This is a genomic window from Streptomyces sp. NPDC031426, assembly GCF_055581585.1.
Genome location: NZ_JBVIJE010000003.1, coordinates 317,799 through 332,926 on the forward strand (window position 1 = coordinate 317,799; position 15,128 = coordinate 332,926).

Annotated in this window: 18 protein-coding genes and 1 tRNA gene; 10 read left to right on the forward strand and 9 right to left on the reverse strand. The window is 70.6% G+C overall.

Annotated elements, in window-relative coordinates; translation table 11 throughout:
* The first annotated feature begins 27 nt into the window (after nucleotides 1-27).
* The 5 genes from ACZ5NH_RS06915 to ACZ5NH_RS06935 all read left to right on the forward strand — a co-directional run bounded on the left by ACZ5NH_RS06915 (nucleotide 28) and on the right by ACZ5NH_RS06935 (nucleotide 4,285).
* Complete coding sequence (locus ACZ5NH_RS06915) at nucleotides 28-1,047, forward strand: sugar ABC transporter substrate-binding protein (RefSeq protein WP_451555287.1); 1,020 nt, start codon at nucleotides 28-30, stop codon at nucleotides 1,045-1,047.
* A complete protein-coding gene (locus ACZ5NH_RS06920) occupies nucleotides 1,047-2,123 on the forward strand; it encodes an ABC transporter permease (RefSeq protein ID WP_451555286.1) in 1,077 nt (358 codons plus the stop codon). Before ACZ5NH_RS06915 ends, ACZ5NH_RS06920 begins: the two co-directional genes overlap by 1 nt.
* A 3-nt stretch (nucleotides 2,124-2,126) precedes the next feature.
* On the forward strand, nucleotides 2,127-3,032 hold the full coding sequence (locus ACZ5NH_RS06925) for an ATP-binding cassette domain-containing protein (protein ID WP_468773299.1): 906 nt from the start codon (nucleotides 2,127-2,129) through the stop codon (nucleotides 3,030-3,032).
* 2 nt (nucleotides 3,033-3,034) lie between these two features.
* The gene (locus ACZ5NH_RS06930; protein WP_468773300.1) at nucleotides 3,035-3,943 is read left to right on the forward strand and encodes a sugar phosphate isomerase/epimerase family protein; all 909 of its coding nucleotides are present in this window, start codon (nucleotides 3,035-3,037) and stop codon (nucleotides 3,941-3,943) included.
* 147 nt (nucleotides 3,944-4,090) lie between these two features.
* A complete protein-coding gene (locus ACZ5NH_RS06935) occupies nucleotides 4,091-4,285 on the forward strand; it encodes a hypothetical protein (RefSeq protein ID WP_468773301.1) in 195 nt (64 codons plus the stop codon).
* Nucleotides 4,286-4,331: 46 nt separating this feature from the next.
* Here ACZ5NH_RS06935 and ACZ5NH_RS06940 read toward each other — a convergent pair whose 3' ends face one another.
* Genes ACZ5NH_RS06940 through ACZ5NH_RS06950 form a run of 3 tightly spaced genes read right to left on the reverse strand, consistent with a single transcriptional unit; the run spans nucleotide 4,332 to nucleotide 7,348 of the window.
* Nucleotides 4,332-5,336 (reverse strand): Gfo/Idh/MocA family protein, encoded by a 1,005-nt coding sequence (locus tag ACZ5NH_RS06940; protein ID WP_468773302.1) that lies wholly within the window; start codon nucleotides 5,334-5,336, stop codon nucleotides 4,332-4,334.
* 35 nt (nucleotides 5,337-5,371) lie between these two features.
* Nucleotides 5,372-6,160 (reverse strand): SDR family oxidoreductase, encoded by a 789-nt coding sequence (locus ACZ5NH_RS06945; RefSeq protein WP_450986129.1) that lies wholly within the window; start codon nucleotides 6,158-6,160, stop codon nucleotides 5,372-5,374.
* Between the two features lie 18 nt (nucleotides 6,161-6,178).
* Complete coding sequence (locus ACZ5NH_RS06950; protein WP_468773303.1) at nucleotides 6,179-7,348, reverse strand: phytanoyl-CoA dioxygenase family protein; 1,170 nt, start codon at nucleotides 7,346-7,348, stop codon at nucleotides 6,179-6,181.
* Nucleotides 7,349-7,468: 120 nt separating this feature from the next.
* Here ACZ5NH_RS06950 and ACZ5NH_RS06955 point away from each other — a divergent pair, with 120 nt between their 5' ends.
* On the forward strand, nucleotides 7,469-8,500 hold the full coding sequence (locus ACZ5NH_RS06955) for a LacI family DNA-binding transcriptional regulator (RefSeq protein ID WP_468773304.1): 1,032 nt from the start codon (nucleotides 7,469-7,471) through the stop codon (nucleotides 8,498-8,500).
* Between the two features lie 14 nt (nucleotides 8,501-8,514).
* Nucleotides 8,515-9,102, forward strand: coding sequence for a poly-gamma-glutamate hydrolase family protein (locus tag ACZ5NH_RS06960; protein ID WP_468773305.1), 588 nt, complete (start codon nucleotides 8,515-8,517; stop codon nucleotides 9,100-9,102).
* A gap of 95 nt (nucleotides 9,103-9,197) precedes the next feature.
* On the opposite strand, the gene ACZ5NH_RS06965 is transcribed toward ACZ5NH_RS06960, so the two are convergent.
* On the reverse strand, nucleotides 9,198-9,542 hold the full coding sequence (locus tag ACZ5NH_RS06965) for a cupin domain-containing protein (protein ID WP_468773306.1): 345 nt from the start codon (nucleotides 9,540-9,542) through the stop codon (nucleotides 9,198-9,200).
* Between the two features lie 128 nt (nucleotides 9,543-9,670).
* Here ACZ5NH_RS06965 and ACZ5NH_RS06970 point away from each other — a divergent pair, with 128 nt between their 5' ends.
* Complete coding sequence (locus tag ACZ5NH_RS06970) at nucleotides 9,671-10,186, forward strand: hypothetical protein (protein WP_388626791.1); 516 nt, start codon at nucleotides 9,671-9,673, stop codon at nucleotides 10,184-10,186.
* A 97-nt stretch (nucleotides 10,187-10,283) separates the two neighbouring features.
* Here the strand turns inward: ACZ5NH_RS06970 and ACZ5NH_RS06975 are convergent, their stop codons facing one another.
* A complete protein-coding gene (locus ACZ5NH_RS06975; protein ID WP_468773307.1) occupies nucleotides 10,284-10,877 on the reverse strand; it encodes a TetR/AcrR family transcriptional regulator in 594 nt (197 codons plus the stop codon).
* Between the two features lie 193 nt (nucleotides 10,878-11,070).
* Here ACZ5NH_RS06975 and ACZ5NH_RS06980 point away from each other — a divergent pair, with 193 nt between their 5' ends.
* A complete protein-coding gene (locus ACZ5NH_RS06980; RefSeq protein WP_468773308.1) occupies nucleotides 11,071-12,498 on the forward strand; it encodes an MFS transporter in 1,428 nt (475 codons plus the stop codon).
* 45 nt (nucleotides 12,499-12,543) lie between these two features.
* Nucleotides 12,544-12,617, forward strand: a tRNA-Pro gene (locus tag ACZ5NH_RS06985).
* A 126-nt stretch (nucleotides 12,618-12,743) separates the two neighbouring features.
* Here ACZ5NH_RS06985 and ACZ5NH_RS06990 read toward each other — a convergent pair.
* The 4 genes from ACZ5NH_RS06990 to ACZ5NH_RS07005 all read right to left on the reverse strand — a co-directional run bounded on the left by ACZ5NH_RS06990 (nucleotide 12,744) and on the right by ACZ5NH_RS07005 (nucleotide 15,007).
* Nucleotides 12,744-13,457 (reverse strand): SDR family NAD(P)-dependent oxidoreductase, encoded by a 714-nt coding sequence (locus tag ACZ5NH_RS06990; protein WP_468773309.1) that lies wholly within the window; start codon nucleotides 13,455-13,457, stop codon nucleotides 12,744-12,746.
* Nucleotides 13,458-13,517: 60 nt separating this feature from the next.
* On the reverse strand, nucleotides 13,518-13,922 hold the full coding sequence (locus tag ACZ5NH_RS06995; protein WP_468773310.1) for a nuclear transport factor 2 family protein: 405 nt from the start codon (nucleotides 13,920-13,922) through the stop codon (nucleotides 13,518-13,520).
* Nucleotides 13,923-13,945: 23 nt separating this feature from the next.
* The gene (locus ACZ5NH_RS07000; protein WP_468773311.1) at nucleotides 13,946-14,248 is read right to left on the reverse strand and encodes a muconolactone Delta-isomerase family protein; all 303 of its coding nucleotides are present in this window, start codon (nucleotides 14,246-14,248) and stop codon (nucleotides 13,946-13,948) included.
* Nucleotides 14,249-14,386: 138 nt separating this feature from the next.
* Nucleotides 14,387-15,007 carry a TetR/AcrR family transcriptional regulator gene (locus ACZ5NH_RS07005; RefSeq protein WP_468773312.1) on the reverse strand — a complete coding sequence of 207 codons (621 nt, stop codon included), beginning with the start codon at nucleotides 15,005-15,007 and terminating at the stop codon, nucleotides 14,387-14,389.
* Between the last annotated feature and the right edge of the window lie 121 nt (nucleotides 15,008-15,128).

The window sequence follows — 15,128 nt, forward strand, 5'->3', positions numbered from 1 at the left end:
TCGCACGCACAGTGAGGTGCAGGAAAGATGGACCGCTCTTCCCCCTCCCGCTCCCGGAGACTCGTCCCGGTCGTGGCGGTAGCCGCCGCGGCGGCCCTGACCCTCGCCGGCTGCGCCAGCAGCCACGGCGGCAAGAAGGCCGAGGAGGCGGCCCAGAACGCCTCGGCGGGCAAGGCCAACACCCCGCGCATGACCGTCGCCCTGGTCACGCACCAGGCGCCCGGTGACACCTTCTGGGACACCGTCCGCAAGGGCGCCGAGGCCGCCGCCGCCAAGGACAACGTCAAGCTCGTCTACTCCGCCGACCCCAACGCCGGCAACCAGGCGAACCTGGTGCAGAACGCGATCGACCAGAAGGTCGACGGCATCGCGGTCACCCTGGCCAAGCCGGACGCGATGAAGAGCGTCATCGGCAAGGCGGAGCAGTCCGGCATACCCGTCGTGGGCCTGAACTCGGGTCTGAGCGACTGGAAGAGGCTCGGGCTGCTGGAGTTCTTCGGGCAGGACGAGAGCGTGGCGGGCGAGGCGTTCGGCGACAAGCTGAACACCACCGGCGCCAAGAAGGTCGTCTGTGTCATCCAGGAGCAGGGCAACGTGGGCCTCACCCAGCGCTGCGACGGGGTGAAGAAGACGTTCAAGGGCACCACTGAGACGCTGTATGTGAACGGCACCGACATGCCGTCCGTGAAGTCGACCATCACGGCCAAGCTGAAGCAGGACAGCTCCATCGACACGGTCGTCACCCTCGGCGCGCCCTTCGCCCTCACAGCGGTGCAGTCGGTGGGCGACGCGGGCAGCAAGGCCAAGGTGGCCACCTTCGACTTGAACAAAGACCTGGTGAAGGCCGTCCACAACGGCTCGATCGAGTTCGCCGTCGACCAGCAGCCCTACCTGCAGGGTTACCTGGCCGTCGACGCGCTGTGGCTCTACAAGAACAACGGCAACTACAGCGGCGGCGGGGTCCAGCCGGTGCTGACCGGCCCGGCCTTCGTCGACAAGTCCAACGTCGACAAGGTCGCCGAGTTCGCCGCGAAGGGCACCCGGTGATGAGCATGGCCCAGCAGGCTGAACCGGCCCTCGGCAGGCCGCCGGCGTCCGGCCCCCAGCGGACCGACGGCCGCACCGCACGCCGCCCGCTGGCGCTGCGGCTGCTGGCCCGCCCCGAGGTGGGCGTCTTCCTCGGCGCCGCCGCCGTACTGGTCTTCTTCCTGATCGTCGCGCCCTCGGTCCGCCAGGGCAGCTCGATGGCGACGATCCTGTACCAGTCCTCGACCATCGGCATCATGGCCCTGCCGGTCGCCCTGCTGATGATCGGCGGGGAGTTCGACCTCTCCGCGGGCGTCGCCGTGATCACTTCCGCGCTGACCGCGGCCATGCTCAGCTACCAGCTGACCCTGAACGTGTGGACCGGCGTGATCGTCGCCCTGGTCGTCTCACTCGCGATCGGGTTCTTCAACGGCTGGATGGTGGTCAGGACCGGCCTGCCCAGCTTCCTGATCACCCTGGGCACCTTCCTGATCCTGCAGGGCGTGAACCTGGCGGTGACCAAGCTGGTCACCGGCAATGTGGCCACCGACGACATCAGCGACATGGACGGCTTCGACCAGGCGAGAAAGGTCTTCGCCTCGTCCTTCGACGTCGGCGGGGTGCAGGTGAAGATCACCGTGGTGTGGTGGCTGGTGTACGCCGCGATCGCGACCTGGGTGCTGCTGCGCACCAAGTACGGCAACTGGGTCTTCGCCGTCGGTGGCAACAAGGAGTCGGCGCGGGCGGTCGGCGTCCCGGTGGCCTTCACCAAGATCTCGCTGTTCATGCTGGTCGGGTTCGGCGCCTGGTTCATCGGCATGCACCAGCTGTTCTCCTTCAACACCGTGCAGTCCGGTGAGGGGGTCGGCCAGGAGCTGATCTACATCGCCGCGGCCGTCATCGGCGGGTGTCTGCTGACCGGTGGCGCCGGCTCCGCGATCGGCCCGGTCTTCGGGGCGTTCATGTTCGGCATGGTCAACCAGGGCATCGTCTACGCCGGCTGGAACCCGGACTGGTTCAAGGCCTTCCTGGGCGTGATGCTGCTCGGCGCCGTCCTGATCAATCTGTGGGTCCAGCGCACGGCGACCCGGAGGTAACCGATGAACGACAACAAGACCCACGGCACCGTCGTCCAGGACGCGCCGCCCGCCGCGGAGGGGCTGCTGGTCGAGCTGCGCAGGGCGGGCAAATCGTACGGCAACATCCGCGCCCTGCACGGCGTCGACCTGAAGGTGCACGCCGGTCAGGTCACCTGCGTCCTGGGCGACAACGGCGCCGGCAAGTCCACCCTCATCAAGATCATCTCCGGGCTGCACCAGCACACCGAGGGCGAGTTCCTCGTCGACGGGCGACCGGTGCGCTTCGCCACCCCGCGCGAGGCCCTGGACCGCGGCATCGCGGCGGTCTACCAGGACCTGGCCACCGTGCCGCTGATGCCGGTGTGGCGCAACTTCTTCCTCGGCTCCGAGATGACGCGCGGTCCCTGGCCGCTCCGGCGCCTGGACATCGCGAAGATGAAGAAGACCGCGGACGAGGAACTGCGCAACATGGGCATCGTCCTGGACGACCTGGAACAGCCCATCGGCACCCTCTCCGGCGGCCAGCGCCAGTGCGTGGCCATCGCCCGCGCCGTCTACTTCGGCGCCCGCGTCCTCATCCTGGACGAGCCCACCGCCGCCCTCGGCGTCAAGCAGTCCGGCGTGGTGCTGAAGTACATCGCCGCCGCCCGCGACCGCGGCCTCGGCGTCATCTTCATCACCCACAACCCCCACCACGCCTACATGGTCGGCGACCACTTCAGCGTCCTGCGCCTGGGCACCCTGGAGCTGTCCGCCTCCCGCGCCGAGGTCAGCCTGGAGGAACTGACCAACCACATGGCCGGCGGCGCCGAACTCGCCGCACTCAAGCACGAACTGGCCCAGGTACGCGGCGTCGACACCGAGGAACTCCCCGAGGAGAGCGACCTCACCGCACCCGTCGCGCCCTCCGCGGAAGGAACCCCCTGACCATGGCCACCCCCACCCCGCTGGACCGTATCCGGGTCGGCTCGGCCCCCGACTCCTGGGGCGTCTGGTTCCCCGACGACCCACGGCAGGTGCCCTGGGAACGCTTCCTGGACGAGGTGTCCCAGGCCGGCTACGAATGGATCGAACTCGGCCCCTACGGCTACCTCCCCACGGACCCCGCCCGGCTCAGGGACGAGGTGGCCCGGCGGAACCTGAAGGTCTCGGCGGGCACGGTCTTCACCGGGATGCACCGCGGCCCGTCCGTCTGGGCGGAGACCTGGGCGCACGTCAGCCAGGTCGCCGCGCTCACCCGGGCGATGGGCGCGCGGCACCTGGTGGTCATCCCGTCATTCTGGCGGGACGACAAGACCGCGGAGATCCTGGAGCCGCCCGAGCTGACCGCCGAGCAGTGGGCGCACCTGACCAAGGGCATGGAGCGGCTCGGCCACGAGGTCAAGGAGACGTACGGCCTGGACATCGTGGTCCACCCGCACGCCGACACCCACATCGACACCGAGGACCACGTCGAGCGCTTCCTGGACTCCACCGACACCGAGCTGGTCAACCTGTGCCTGGACACCGGGCACTACGCCTACTGCGGCGGGGACAGCGTCAAACTCATCGAGACCTACGGCGAGCGCATCGGCTATCTGCACCTCAAGCAGGTCGACCCGGACGTTCTCGCCGAGGTGATCGCCGGCGAGGTGCCGTTCGGACCGGCGGTGCAGCGCGGGGTGATGTGCGAACCGCCGTCCGGTGTGCCCGAGTTGGGGCCGGTACTGGCGGCCGCGCAGCGGCTCGGCGTGGAGCTGTTCGCGATCGTCGAGCAGGACATGTATCCGTGCGAGCCGGACAAGCCTCTGCCGATCGCGGTGCGGACGCGGCGGTTCCTGCGGTCCTGCGGGGCCTGAGCCGAAACCCTGGACACCGGGCTCCCGTCAGAGGGCCCGGTTCCTGCGTAACGGCAACGGATTCGGCCGGAAACCGGCCGGGAACAACCGGGGGCACGCGGACGTTGTCGGGACGACGGGGGATGCCCGCGGAGACGGGAGGACGAGATGACCAAGGCCAGTGAACCCCGGGAGATCGCGCAGGACACCATCGACGCGGCGGTGCTCCGCCGCACCCGCTTCGGCTCACTGCCGGAGCGGATACGCCCGGAGGACACGGTCGAGACCAAGCCGGCCACGGCGCCGGACCCGGCGCGGGACACGTACAACCCGGACGAGTGGCTGATCCGCTACTGCGGCTGAGACACGGATACGGCGCCGGGCGCACGCCCGGCGCCGTCCGGTTGCCTCAGACCCGTCGCACCTCGGCGATGGTCACCGGCCGGTGCTCGTGCAGCGACAGGGTGCAGGCCTCCGCGATCCAGCCCGCCTCCAGCGCGTCCTCGACGGTGCAGGGGGAGGGGCGGGTGCCGGCCACGACCTCGGTGAACGCGCTGAGTTCGGCGCGGTAGGCGGCCGTGAACCGGTCCATGAAGAAGTCGTGCGGGGTGCCGGACGGGAAGGTCACACCGGGCTCGACCGAGCGCAGCGGGAGCTTGTCGTCCAGGCCGACGGCGATGGAGTCGGCGAAGCCGTGGAGCTCCATGCGGACGTCGTAACCCCGGGCATTGTGGCGGGAGTTGGAGACCACCGCGATGGTGCCGTCGTCCAGGGTGAGGATCGCGCCGGTGGTGTCGGCGTCGCCCGCCGCCTCGATGTAGTCGGCGCCCCGGTTGCCGCCGACCGCGTACACCTCGGTGACCTCGCGGCCCGTCACCCAGCGGATGATGTCGAAGTCGTGCACCGAACAGTCCCGGAAGATGCCACCGGAGGCGGCGATGTACGCGGCCGGCGGCGGCGCCGGATCCAGGGTCGTGGAGCGGACCGTGTGCAGCTTGCCCAGCTCACCCGCCTGAACGGCGGCGCGCGCGGCGGTGAAGCCCGCGTCGAAGCGGCGGTTGTAGCCGATCTGGATCGGCACCTCGCTGTCGCGCACGGCCTTCAGCACCTCGACGCCCTCGCTCATCGTCTTGGCGACGGGCTTTTCGCAGAAGACCGGGACTCCGGCCTCGACGCCGGCCAGGATCAGGGCGGGGTGGGCGTCGGTCGCGGCCGCCACCACGATGCCGTCCACGCCGGCGGCCAGCAGCGCCTCCGGCGAGTCCACGACTTCGGCGCCGAACCGCTCGGCGGCGGCCTTGGCGGCGTCCGCGAACGGGTCGGTGACGACGAGCGACTCGACGGCGTCCAGTCCGGAGAGGGTCTCGGCGTGGAAGGCGCCGATGCGGCCGAGGCCGAGGATTCCGATGCGCATGGTGCTCCTTGTGTACGAATGTTCCGTCAGGGAAGTCAGTCGAGTCCGCCGAGAACGTTCTGGTCCCAGTCGATCACCGACCCCGTGACCACCCCCGACCGGTCGGACAGCAGGAAGACCACGAAGTCGGCGATCTCCTCCGGTTGGCCCAGCTTGCCCATCGGCAGCTTCGCCGCGGCCTGCTCGCGCCAGTCGTCGCCGGCCCCGTGGAAGGCGCGCTGGGTGGCGTCCTCGCCCTCCGTCGCGGTCCAGCCGATGTTCAGGCCGTTGATCCGGATCCGGTCCCAGCGATGGGCGTGCGCGGCGTTGCGGGTCAGGCCCACGAGGCCGGCCTTGGCGGCGACGTACGGCGCCAGGAACGGCTGGCCCCCGTGCGCCGACGAGGTGATGATGTTGACGATCGTGCCGGGCGCCTTGCGGGCCACCATGTCGGCGACCGCCGCCTGCATCGCGAAGAACGGCCCCTTGAGGTTGATCGCGATGTGCGCGTCGAACAGCTCCGGGGTCGTGTCCAGCAGCGTGCCCCGGGAGGTCAGACCGGCGGAGTTCACCAGGCAGTCGATGCGGCCGTAGGCGTCCACCACCTCGGCGACCGCCGCCCTGGCCTGCTCGGCGTCCGCCAGATCGGCGCGCACGAACATGGCCTTGCCCCCGGCCGAGGCCAGTTCGGCGACCAGCGCCTCACCCGGCTGGGTACGGCGGCCGGTGACCGCCACCACGGCGCCCTCCCGGACGGCCGCTCGCGCGATCGCGGCACCCACCCCCTGGCTGCCTCCGTTGACCAGGACGATCTTCTCCCGGAGGAGTCCGTCGAGAAGTCCCATGACCTGCCCCGCCCTTCCTCAGCTCTCTCGTCGTTCGGCAGCGGCCCGCAGCTCCGCACGGAGCCGCTCCGGGGCCCACCCCTCGCGCACCGCCCGCCGCAGCAGGTCCGCCTGCGCCGGCGGGGCCAGACCGCCGACGACCGGCGGGTCGCTGTCCAGGTTGGTCGGGAAGGGATAGCCCTCGGCGCTCGCCGCGATCACGTTCTCCAGCCACTCCTCGCCGGCACCTTCGGCCGCCCGCCGCAGCAGCACCGGGAACACCGCGTTCGCCACCGCCTCCCGGTCCACCGTCTCCATCGCGCGCCCGAAGGCCGAGGACACCTGGAGCAGATTGGCCGTGCGCCGCACGTCCGCCGTGCGGTTGGTGCCGGCGGCGTGGAAGAGCGCCGGATTGAAGTAGGCCGCGTCGCCCTTGGCGAGCGGGAGTTGCACGTGGTGCCCCTCGAAGTACGCCTGGAACTCCGGGAGCCGCCAGGCCAGATAGCCCGGCTCGTACCGCTGCGAGTACGGCAGATAGCGCGTCGGGCCCGATTCCACCGGCATGTTGCAGTGGGCGACCGCGCCCTGGAGGGTGAGCACCGGGGAGAGCCGGTGCACATGCGCCGGATAGGCGGCAGCGGCCGCGTTGCTGAGGAAGCCGAGGTGGTAGTCCCGGTGCGCGGTCTGCCCCACGCCACCCGGGTTGACCACGTTGACCTGCGAGGTCACCTGGTAGCAGGGACCCAGCCAGGCCGCGGAGACCAGGGCCAGCACATCGTTCGCGTAGTAGTCGGCGAACGCCTCCGCGTCGTACAGGGCCGTCTTCTCCAGTGCGTTCCACACCCGGTCGTTGGCGCCCGGCTGCGCGAAGTGGTCGCCGGCGGTGGCCCCGGAGGCCCGCTGCTCGGCGATCAGCGCCTCGAACACGGCCGTGACCCGGTCGACGACCGCCGGCTCCGGGTAGGCACCCTGGACGACGACGATGCCGGGACCGTCGGCGAACGCCCGCACCAGCTCGGCCCGCAGGGCGTCCCGGTCCTCGGTGGCGCGCAGCCGCTCACCCTCGTAGACCAGAACGTTCTCCGTCACCGAGGCGGCGTGCGGGTAGTCCGCGAGGGGGGTCGTCCGGTCGATCAGGGCGCGGAAGGCGTCCAGGTCGCAGTCCTGCTCGGACAGCCAGGCACGTCCTGGCACGGAGACGACGGACATCGGTGTCCCTTCGATCACGGCTTTCGGCCACGGCGACGACGCGGCCCTGTCATTCTTGTCATGACAAACCCCTCGAACAACCAGCAGCCAGCCATCAAAAACCCCTCAAGGAGCAGGCCCATGGGCCACCCGTTCCCGATCCGGGAGATCGCACGTCAGGCGGGTCTCAGCGAGGCCACGGTGGACCGTGTGCTGAACCGCAGGGGAGGGGTGCGCGAGAGCACCGCGCAGGAGGTGCACCGGGCCATCGCCGACCTCGACCGGCAGCGCACCCAGGTGCGGCTGGTCGGCCGTACCTTCATGGTCGACATCGTGGTGCAGGCGCCGGAGCGGTTCAGCAGCGCCGTACGCGCCGCCCTGGAGGCCGAACTGCCGTCCCTGCACCCGGCCGTGGTGCGCTCACGCTTCCACTTCCGGGAGACCGGTCCGGCCGCCGAGCAGGTCAGGACGCTGGAGCGGATCGCCCGGCGCGGCTCCCAGGGCGTGATTCTCAAGGCGCCGGACGTCCCCGAGGTGACCGCCGCCGTGGGGCGGCTCACCGCGGCCGGCATCCCGGTCGTCACCCTGGTCACCGATCTACCCGCCAGCGGCCGGATCGGCTACGTCGGCAGCGACAACCGGGCCGCCGGCGCCACCGCCGCCTATCTGATGGGACAGTGGCTCGGCGACCGGCCCGGCCTTGTCCTCACCAGCCTGAGCAGCGGCTTCTTCCGCAACGAGGAGGAGCGCGAGATGGGGTTCCGCAGCGTGATGCGGGCCCGGCATCCCGAGCGCACCCTGGTGGAGATCGCCGAGGGGCAGGGCCTGGACGCCACCCAGTACGACCTGGTCCGCGCCGCCCTGCAACGGAACCCGGAGATCCGGGCCGTGTACTCCATCGGCGGCGGCAACAACGCCACCCTGCGCGCCTTCGCCGACCTCGGCCGTGCCTGCGCGGTGTTCATCGCCCACGACCTCGACCACGACAACACGCGACTGCTGCGCGAGCACCGGCTGTCCGCCGTGCTCCACCACGACCTGCGCCAGGACATGCGGGAGGCCTGCCACCTCGTGATGCGGGCGCACGGCGCGCTGCCTCCGGCCGGCCCGGCGCTGCCGTCCGCCATCCAGGTCGTCACGCCGTACAACATGCCTGCGCCGGCAGCCGAGTGAAGGGGGGCGATGCGGTGACCCGCACCGAGCACGTGGAGATCGAGGGCACACCGATGGTGGCGACCCTCGTACCGGGCGGCGAGATCGGGCTGCTGGCCCTGCACGGCAGCAACGAAGGGGGTACGGCCGAACTCGCGGACCTCGTGGCCCGCCGCTGCGGCGCCACCAGCCTCGTCTTCAGCCAGCCGGGGGTACGGCAGCCCGTGCACATCCCGTCCGCGCGCATGGCGGCCGACCACTGCGTGTTGCTGCGGGAGTTCCTGGAGCGGGTCTCCGTCACGGTCTCCCTGCACGGTCACATGCGGCCCGAGGCACCGCACACCGTCTTCCTCGGCGGCGGCAACCGGGCCGCGGCCCGCGTCCTCGCCGAGGCACTGGCCGCCGAGGCCCCGCAGTTCCCGGCCGTCACCGACCTGGCGGCCGTCCCGGCCGACCTGCGCGGCGTGCATCCCAGGAACCCGGTCAACCTGAGCCGCCTGGGCGGGGTCCAGGTGGAACTGCCGCTCCTGGCCCGCACGAGCGGGGGAGCGGACATTCCGCCGGGGGCGGTGGCCGAGGCGCTGACCGCTGGAGTCAGGAGGCTGAGCGGGCAGGCGCCCTGAGCGGTCGCGCCGCACAGGGGCGCGGGGAACTGCGCGACCGGCCACGACGGCGCGGCAGACGCATGGCGGCACACCGCGGCACCCGCGACCGCGGCTCACAGATTGATCGCGTAGGCCTTGCGCAGCGTCTCGTGCACGGTCCACGTCGTACGGTCGCCCGCGCGCAGCACCGCCATGTCGCCCGGCCCCACCGTCAGCGTCGGCCCGTCCTGGACCTCGATCGTCGCCGCACCGCTGATCACGACGAACAGTTCGTCGGCCTCCGTGTCGGTGACCACGCCCGGCGTGATCTGCCAGATCCCACGGATCTGCCGGCCGTCCGGGGACTCCCAGAGCACCTTCCCGGTGACCTCCGGGTCGCCGGAGACGATCTGCTGCGGGTCGAGGGGCTCGGGTTCGAGGTCGGCGTCGGGGATGTGGAGGGCGAAGCTGTGCGTCATGCGGCGAGCCTAGCCATCGCCGACCCGTGCCGAAGTCGACAGAGTGTGGGGCATTGGAGCTGGTGGGAGGACACTTCGTCGTCCGTGCGGACTGGCGGGGTGGCGCGGCACGGGTGATCGTGGGGGACATGGCTGACTCCACGGCGGTCGGCGCGGCACAGCCCCGGCGGCCCGACACACGCGAGGCCGTCCTGTTCGGGGGTGTGTACGGCGCCGTGCTCGCCAGCTCGCTGGTGGCGGCGCTCACCCAGTACGGGCACACGTCGGCGAAGGTCCGTGGCTATGACGCCGCCTGGGTGCTGGTGACCGCGCTCGCCTCCGCCCTCGCCCACGGCTACGCCCACTACATCGCCGAGCGCACCCCGCACCGCCGCTGGGACGTGCTGCGCTCCATGTCGGGGGAGTGGCCGCTGGTCGTGGCCGTGCTGCCCACGGTCTTCCTGCTGGTGGGCGCCTACTGGCACTGGTGGCCGGCGAAGGGCGTCGAATACGTGGCGTTCGTGCTCAACACCCTGATCCTGTTCGCGCTCGGCCTCCTCACCGCCCGCTGGTCGGGGCGGAGTTGGCCGATGGCGGTCCTGATGGGACTCGGGGACGCGCTGCTCGGCCTGATCGTGGTGGTGGCGAACGCGCTGATCAAATAGGGCACGTCTCAGGCGTGCGGCGACCGGACCTTCCCAGGTGCACGGCGGACCGCGCGACCAGCCCCCGCGGCGCCGCGTCCGCGGTGCAGCCCGCGGTTCATCGGCCATCCCCGCGGCCGGCGGTCCGCACCCCGTCCAGCGCGATGGCGAGCACCCGGTCGCGCTGGGCGTCGTCGTCGAAGGCGGTGGCCGTGATCCCGGCGACCATCCGCAGCAGATCGACGAAGTCCATGTCCGCCCGGGCCACGCCCGCCCGCTGGGCGCGCTCCAGCAGCGGCCCTCCGGCGGCGTACATCGAGTCGCGGCAGCTCTGGAAGATCTCCGACTCGTCGTTCAGTGCCTCGCGCACCGCGCGCTTGGTGACCATGTAGCCGGCGAACCGGTCCAGCCACGCCGTCAGGGCCTCCCACGGCTCCAGGTCCGCGACCTCCACGGCCGCCTGGCACAGGACGTTGACCTCGTCGGCGTAGACGCTCTCGAACAGGTCGCGGCGGGTGGGGAAGTTCCGGTACAGCGTGCCGATGCCGACGCCCGCGCGGCGGGCGATGTCCTCCAGGGAGGCGTCCGAGCCGTGCTCGGCGAACGCCTCGCGGGCGGCGGCGAGCAGGGCGTCGTAGTTGCGGGCGGCGTCCTTTCGGTGCGGCCGGCGGGCCGCCACGATCTCGCCGACGGGGAACGGCGTGGCCGTCACTGCTGCCTCCCAGGGGCATCGATGAACCGGAGGATTGCATCCGGTTCAGCTTGAACCGGAGGTATGCCTCCGCTAGAGTGGAGGAGTACCTCCACTTTAGCAGTGCGGGGGCGACTCCGCCCTGGGCAGACGTGCCCGGCAGCACATGCCCCCTTCTCCCGTCCACAGCGCTCCCCCTCGGAGAGGCTCGCTCATGCTCCGCAAGTCCACTCGCCTCACCTTCGCGGTCCTCGCGACCGGTGCGGGCGTGTTCTCCATGCTCCAGTCGCTGATCGCGCCGGCCCTGCCGACCGTCCAGCACGCCCTGCACGCCTCCCAGTCGACCGCGACCTGGGTGATGACGGCCTATCTGCTGTCCGCCTCCGTCTTCACCCCGATCCTCGGCCGGGTCGGCGACCTCGTCGGCAAGAAGCGCACGCTCGTCGGCGTCCTGCTCGCCGTCCTCGCCGGCTGTCTCGTCGCCGCGCTCGCCCCGAACATCGGGGTCCTCATCGTCGCCCGGGTCGTCCAGGGCATCGGCGGCGCCCTGTTCCCGCTGGCCTTCGGCATCATCCGCGACGAGTTCGCGCCCGCCGCGGTGAGCGGCAGCATCAGCAACCTCTCCGCGGTCATCGCCGCCGGCGGCGGAGTCGGCATGGTGGCCGCCGGACCGATCGTCTCCGCGCTCGACTACCGCTGGCTCTTCTGGATCCCCGTGGCGATCGTCGCCGCGACGGTCCTCATCGCCGTGGCGTACGTCCCCGAGTCGCCCAAGCGCGCCCAGGGCAAGGTCAGCTGGTACGGCGCCACGCTGCTCTCCGCGTGGCTGGTGGCCCTGCTGCTGCCGCTGAGCCAGGCCGGGCAGTGGGGCTGGGGTTCGCCGAAGGTGCTCGGCCTGTTCGCCGCCGCCGTCGTGCTGTTCGCCCTGTGGCTCACGGCCGAGGCCCGCTCCCGCACCCCGCTGATCGACCTGCGCGTGATGCGGCTGCCCGCGGTGTGGACCACCAACGCGACCGCCCTGCTCTTCGGCGCGGGCATGTACGCGATCTGGTCCTTCCTGCCGGGCTTCGTCCAGACGCCGTCCGCGGCCGGTTACGGCTTCGGAGCGAGCGTCACCGCCTCCGGCCTGCTCATGTTGCCCATGCTGCTGGCGATGTTCCTCTCCGGCGTCCTCTCGGGCCGCCTGGAGCCCCGCGTCGGCGCCAAGGCGCTCCTCACCACGGGTGCCGCCCTCGGCGCACTGGCCTGCGGCTTCCTCACCCTCTGGCATGACGCCCAGTGGCAGATCGCCGTCGTGGCCGGGCTGTTCGGCCTCGGCATCGGACTGGCCTTCGCCTCCATGGCCAACCTCGTCGTCGGCAGCGTCCCGCCCGAGCAGACCGGCGCCGCGACCGGCATGAACGCCAACATCCGCACCATCGGCGGCTCCATCGGCGCCGCGCTCACCAGCGTCCTGGTCACCGGCCGCCTCCAGCCCTCCGGCCTGCCCTACGCCTCCGGCTACACCCACGGCTGGGCCCTGCTCGCCCTCCTCTGCCTGGCCGCGGCCGGCGCAGCCCTCCTCGTCCCGGCCCGCCGCCAGGGCCGTACGAGCGTCCCCGCCACGGCGGGCACGACACGAGCACCCGCCCAGGTGCGGTAGGGTTGACCTGCGTGATCACACGGGACACCCCGGGTGAGACCGCAACGGGACGTGGCGCAGCTTGGTAGCGCACTTGACTGGGGGTCAAGGGGTCGCAGGTTCAAATCCTGTCGTCCCGACTGTGTGAAGTCGTAGGTCAAGGGCCGTTTCAGAGGCGATCTGAAACGGCCCTTCGATCGTTCTCGGGGGCCGGTCGGCCGGTGAGCGGGCGTATGGGCAACGCCCCTTGGGACTGGTGCCCGGTGTCAGTGGCCGGCGCTCTGGCCGCCGTCGACGTGGAGGATCTCCCCGGTGACGAAGGGGGCGTTCTCGAGGTAGACGACCGCGTCGACGATGTCGCTGATCTCGCCCATCCGGCCGACCGGGTGCAGCGCGGCGAGGGTGTCGTGGTAGTCCTCGTGGTGCATGGGGGTCTTGATGACGCCGAGTGCGACGGCGTTGCTGCGGACGCCGCGGGCGGCGTATTCGATGGCCAGTGCCTTGGTGGCGGACTGCAGACCGCCCTTGGTCAGGGAGGCCAGCACCGAGGGGACCGCGGAATTGGCGTGGTCGACCAGGCTGGTGGTGATCTGGACGACGTGCCCGCCTCCCTGGCGGACCATCTGCTCGACGGCGAGCTGGGTGATGCGGAAGAACCCGGTCAGGTTGACGCCGGTGACCGCGTCGTAGTCCTGCTGCGTGTACTCGGTGAACGGCTTGGCGACGAAGATGCCGGCGTTGTTGACCAGGGTGTCGATACGGCCGAAGCGCTCGAGCCCGGCGGCGATGACATGTCCGGCGGTGGCAGGGTCGGCGATATCGCCCTGAACGGTGAGGAGGTCCGGATCCTGCGAGGCGGCGATGCCACGGGAGGTGGCCACGACGGCGTGTCCGAGCTTGCGGTAGGCGTCCACCAGGCCGGCGCCTATGCCCTGCGACGCGCCAGTGATGACGGCGACCTTCTGGTCGGGAGTGTTCATGGTGGTTCTTTCCAATAAAGGTGGGGAGGGGGGAGGGGACCGGTTTTTAGAGACCGGCCGTCAGTGAGCCGAGTCGACCGGTCGACTATTCGGGGGCGCGAGTTTGGACACCTGATAGTGAGCGATGTGCCACTGGTCGGCTGCACGTCTGAGGACCACGCCGAGAGTGACCCTGAGCGTCGGCCGGTCGGTGAATGAGAAGTCGACGCCCAGCCAGCCGAGCAGGACTTCCTCGGCCAACTGCCGTGTCTCCAGCACCCGGTAGTCCGCCGTCAAGCCGAGAGGCTGGGAGTCGTAGTACTCGGCGGCTCCCGGACGGCCCACGGTGTAGGGATGAAGTCCCTGGAAGATGGCGTTTTCGGTGAAACATGAGGCCACCTCCTGCGGTTCATGCGCGTCGACCGCGGACTTCCACCGGTCCATGACGCCACGCAGGATCGATTCCTGTGCTGCCGTGTTGTTCATGAGGGTCCTCGTTCTCTCGCCCATCAGGCGGTCCAGCCGTTTGTGCCAGGGTCGTTGGGGTGCGGCTGTACGGCGGTGACCACCGCGGTCATCCAGGGCCACAGGGGCAGGGTGCCAAGGACCCTCTCCCGCAGATCCGCTTCGTCGTCGGCACGCCACACACCGATGCTGCGGAGTTCGCCCAGCGGGCGCCACAGCCGGACCAGGCGTCCCGCGGCTGCAAGCTCCTTCGCCCGGACGGCCTCGGCGGCGCGGCGCCGGCTGACCTCGGTGGTGCCGGTGCCCTCGGGCACGCTCGTGGTGAGTTCGACCAGGAACTCTTTCATGATCCTTTTCCTTTCGGTTCCGTGCGGCATCCGGCCGGTCGATAGCTATAGTAGACCGGTCGTCTAGTTGGACGGACCCGCGATCAGGAGCCGGCTCGCGGCGCGGCGACATCCCCAGTGACTCGGGGCCGGGCCAAGTCAGGAGTCGACGGCCGCCACGTCCGGACGGCGTGCGGAGAGCAGCGACAAGCAGTTCTCCCACAGGGCGTCCAGGTGCTGGGTGTTGTTGTAGAGCTTGGCGAACAGCACCTGGCCCTCGAGCTGGGCGACCACCGACCGGGCGGCCTCCCGGGTGTCCCCGACGGTGACCTCCCCGCGCTCCACGGCTTCGGCGACGACCTTCTCGACCATCTCCACCTGGGCCTCGAAGATCTGCTGCAGGCGTTCGCGGATGGGCTCGGTCTGGTTGCTCAGCTCCAGGGTGAGGTTGCCGAACATGCAGCCGGAGACGGTCCCGCAGCTCTGCTGGCCTGCGCGCAGCTCTGCCTCCGTCTCCTGGAACAGCCGGCGCAGCCGTGAGAGCGGCTCCGCATCGTTGTGCAGGGCCCGGGCCCAGTCGTTGCGCTGGGCCTGCCAGTGCTCGTCCAGCACGGCCAGGGCAAGGGCTTCCTTGGACTCGAAGAAGTAGTAGAAGCTGCCCTTGGGCACGCCGGCGGCCTTGCAGATCTCAGCCACGCCCAGCGCGGAGTAGCCGCGCAGCTCGATGAGCGACTGCGCGGCGGTGAGGATCTTCTCCTTCGCATCACTGGTACGTCCCATGTCCCGGAGTATACGACCGATCGCCTGGCATTAATGGACCGGTCGGCTATCTCGGCGAAGGCCGTGCCGGAGTGATCCGGCACGGCCGCTTGGTGATTCCCGTCAGTGTCCCGTGTGGACG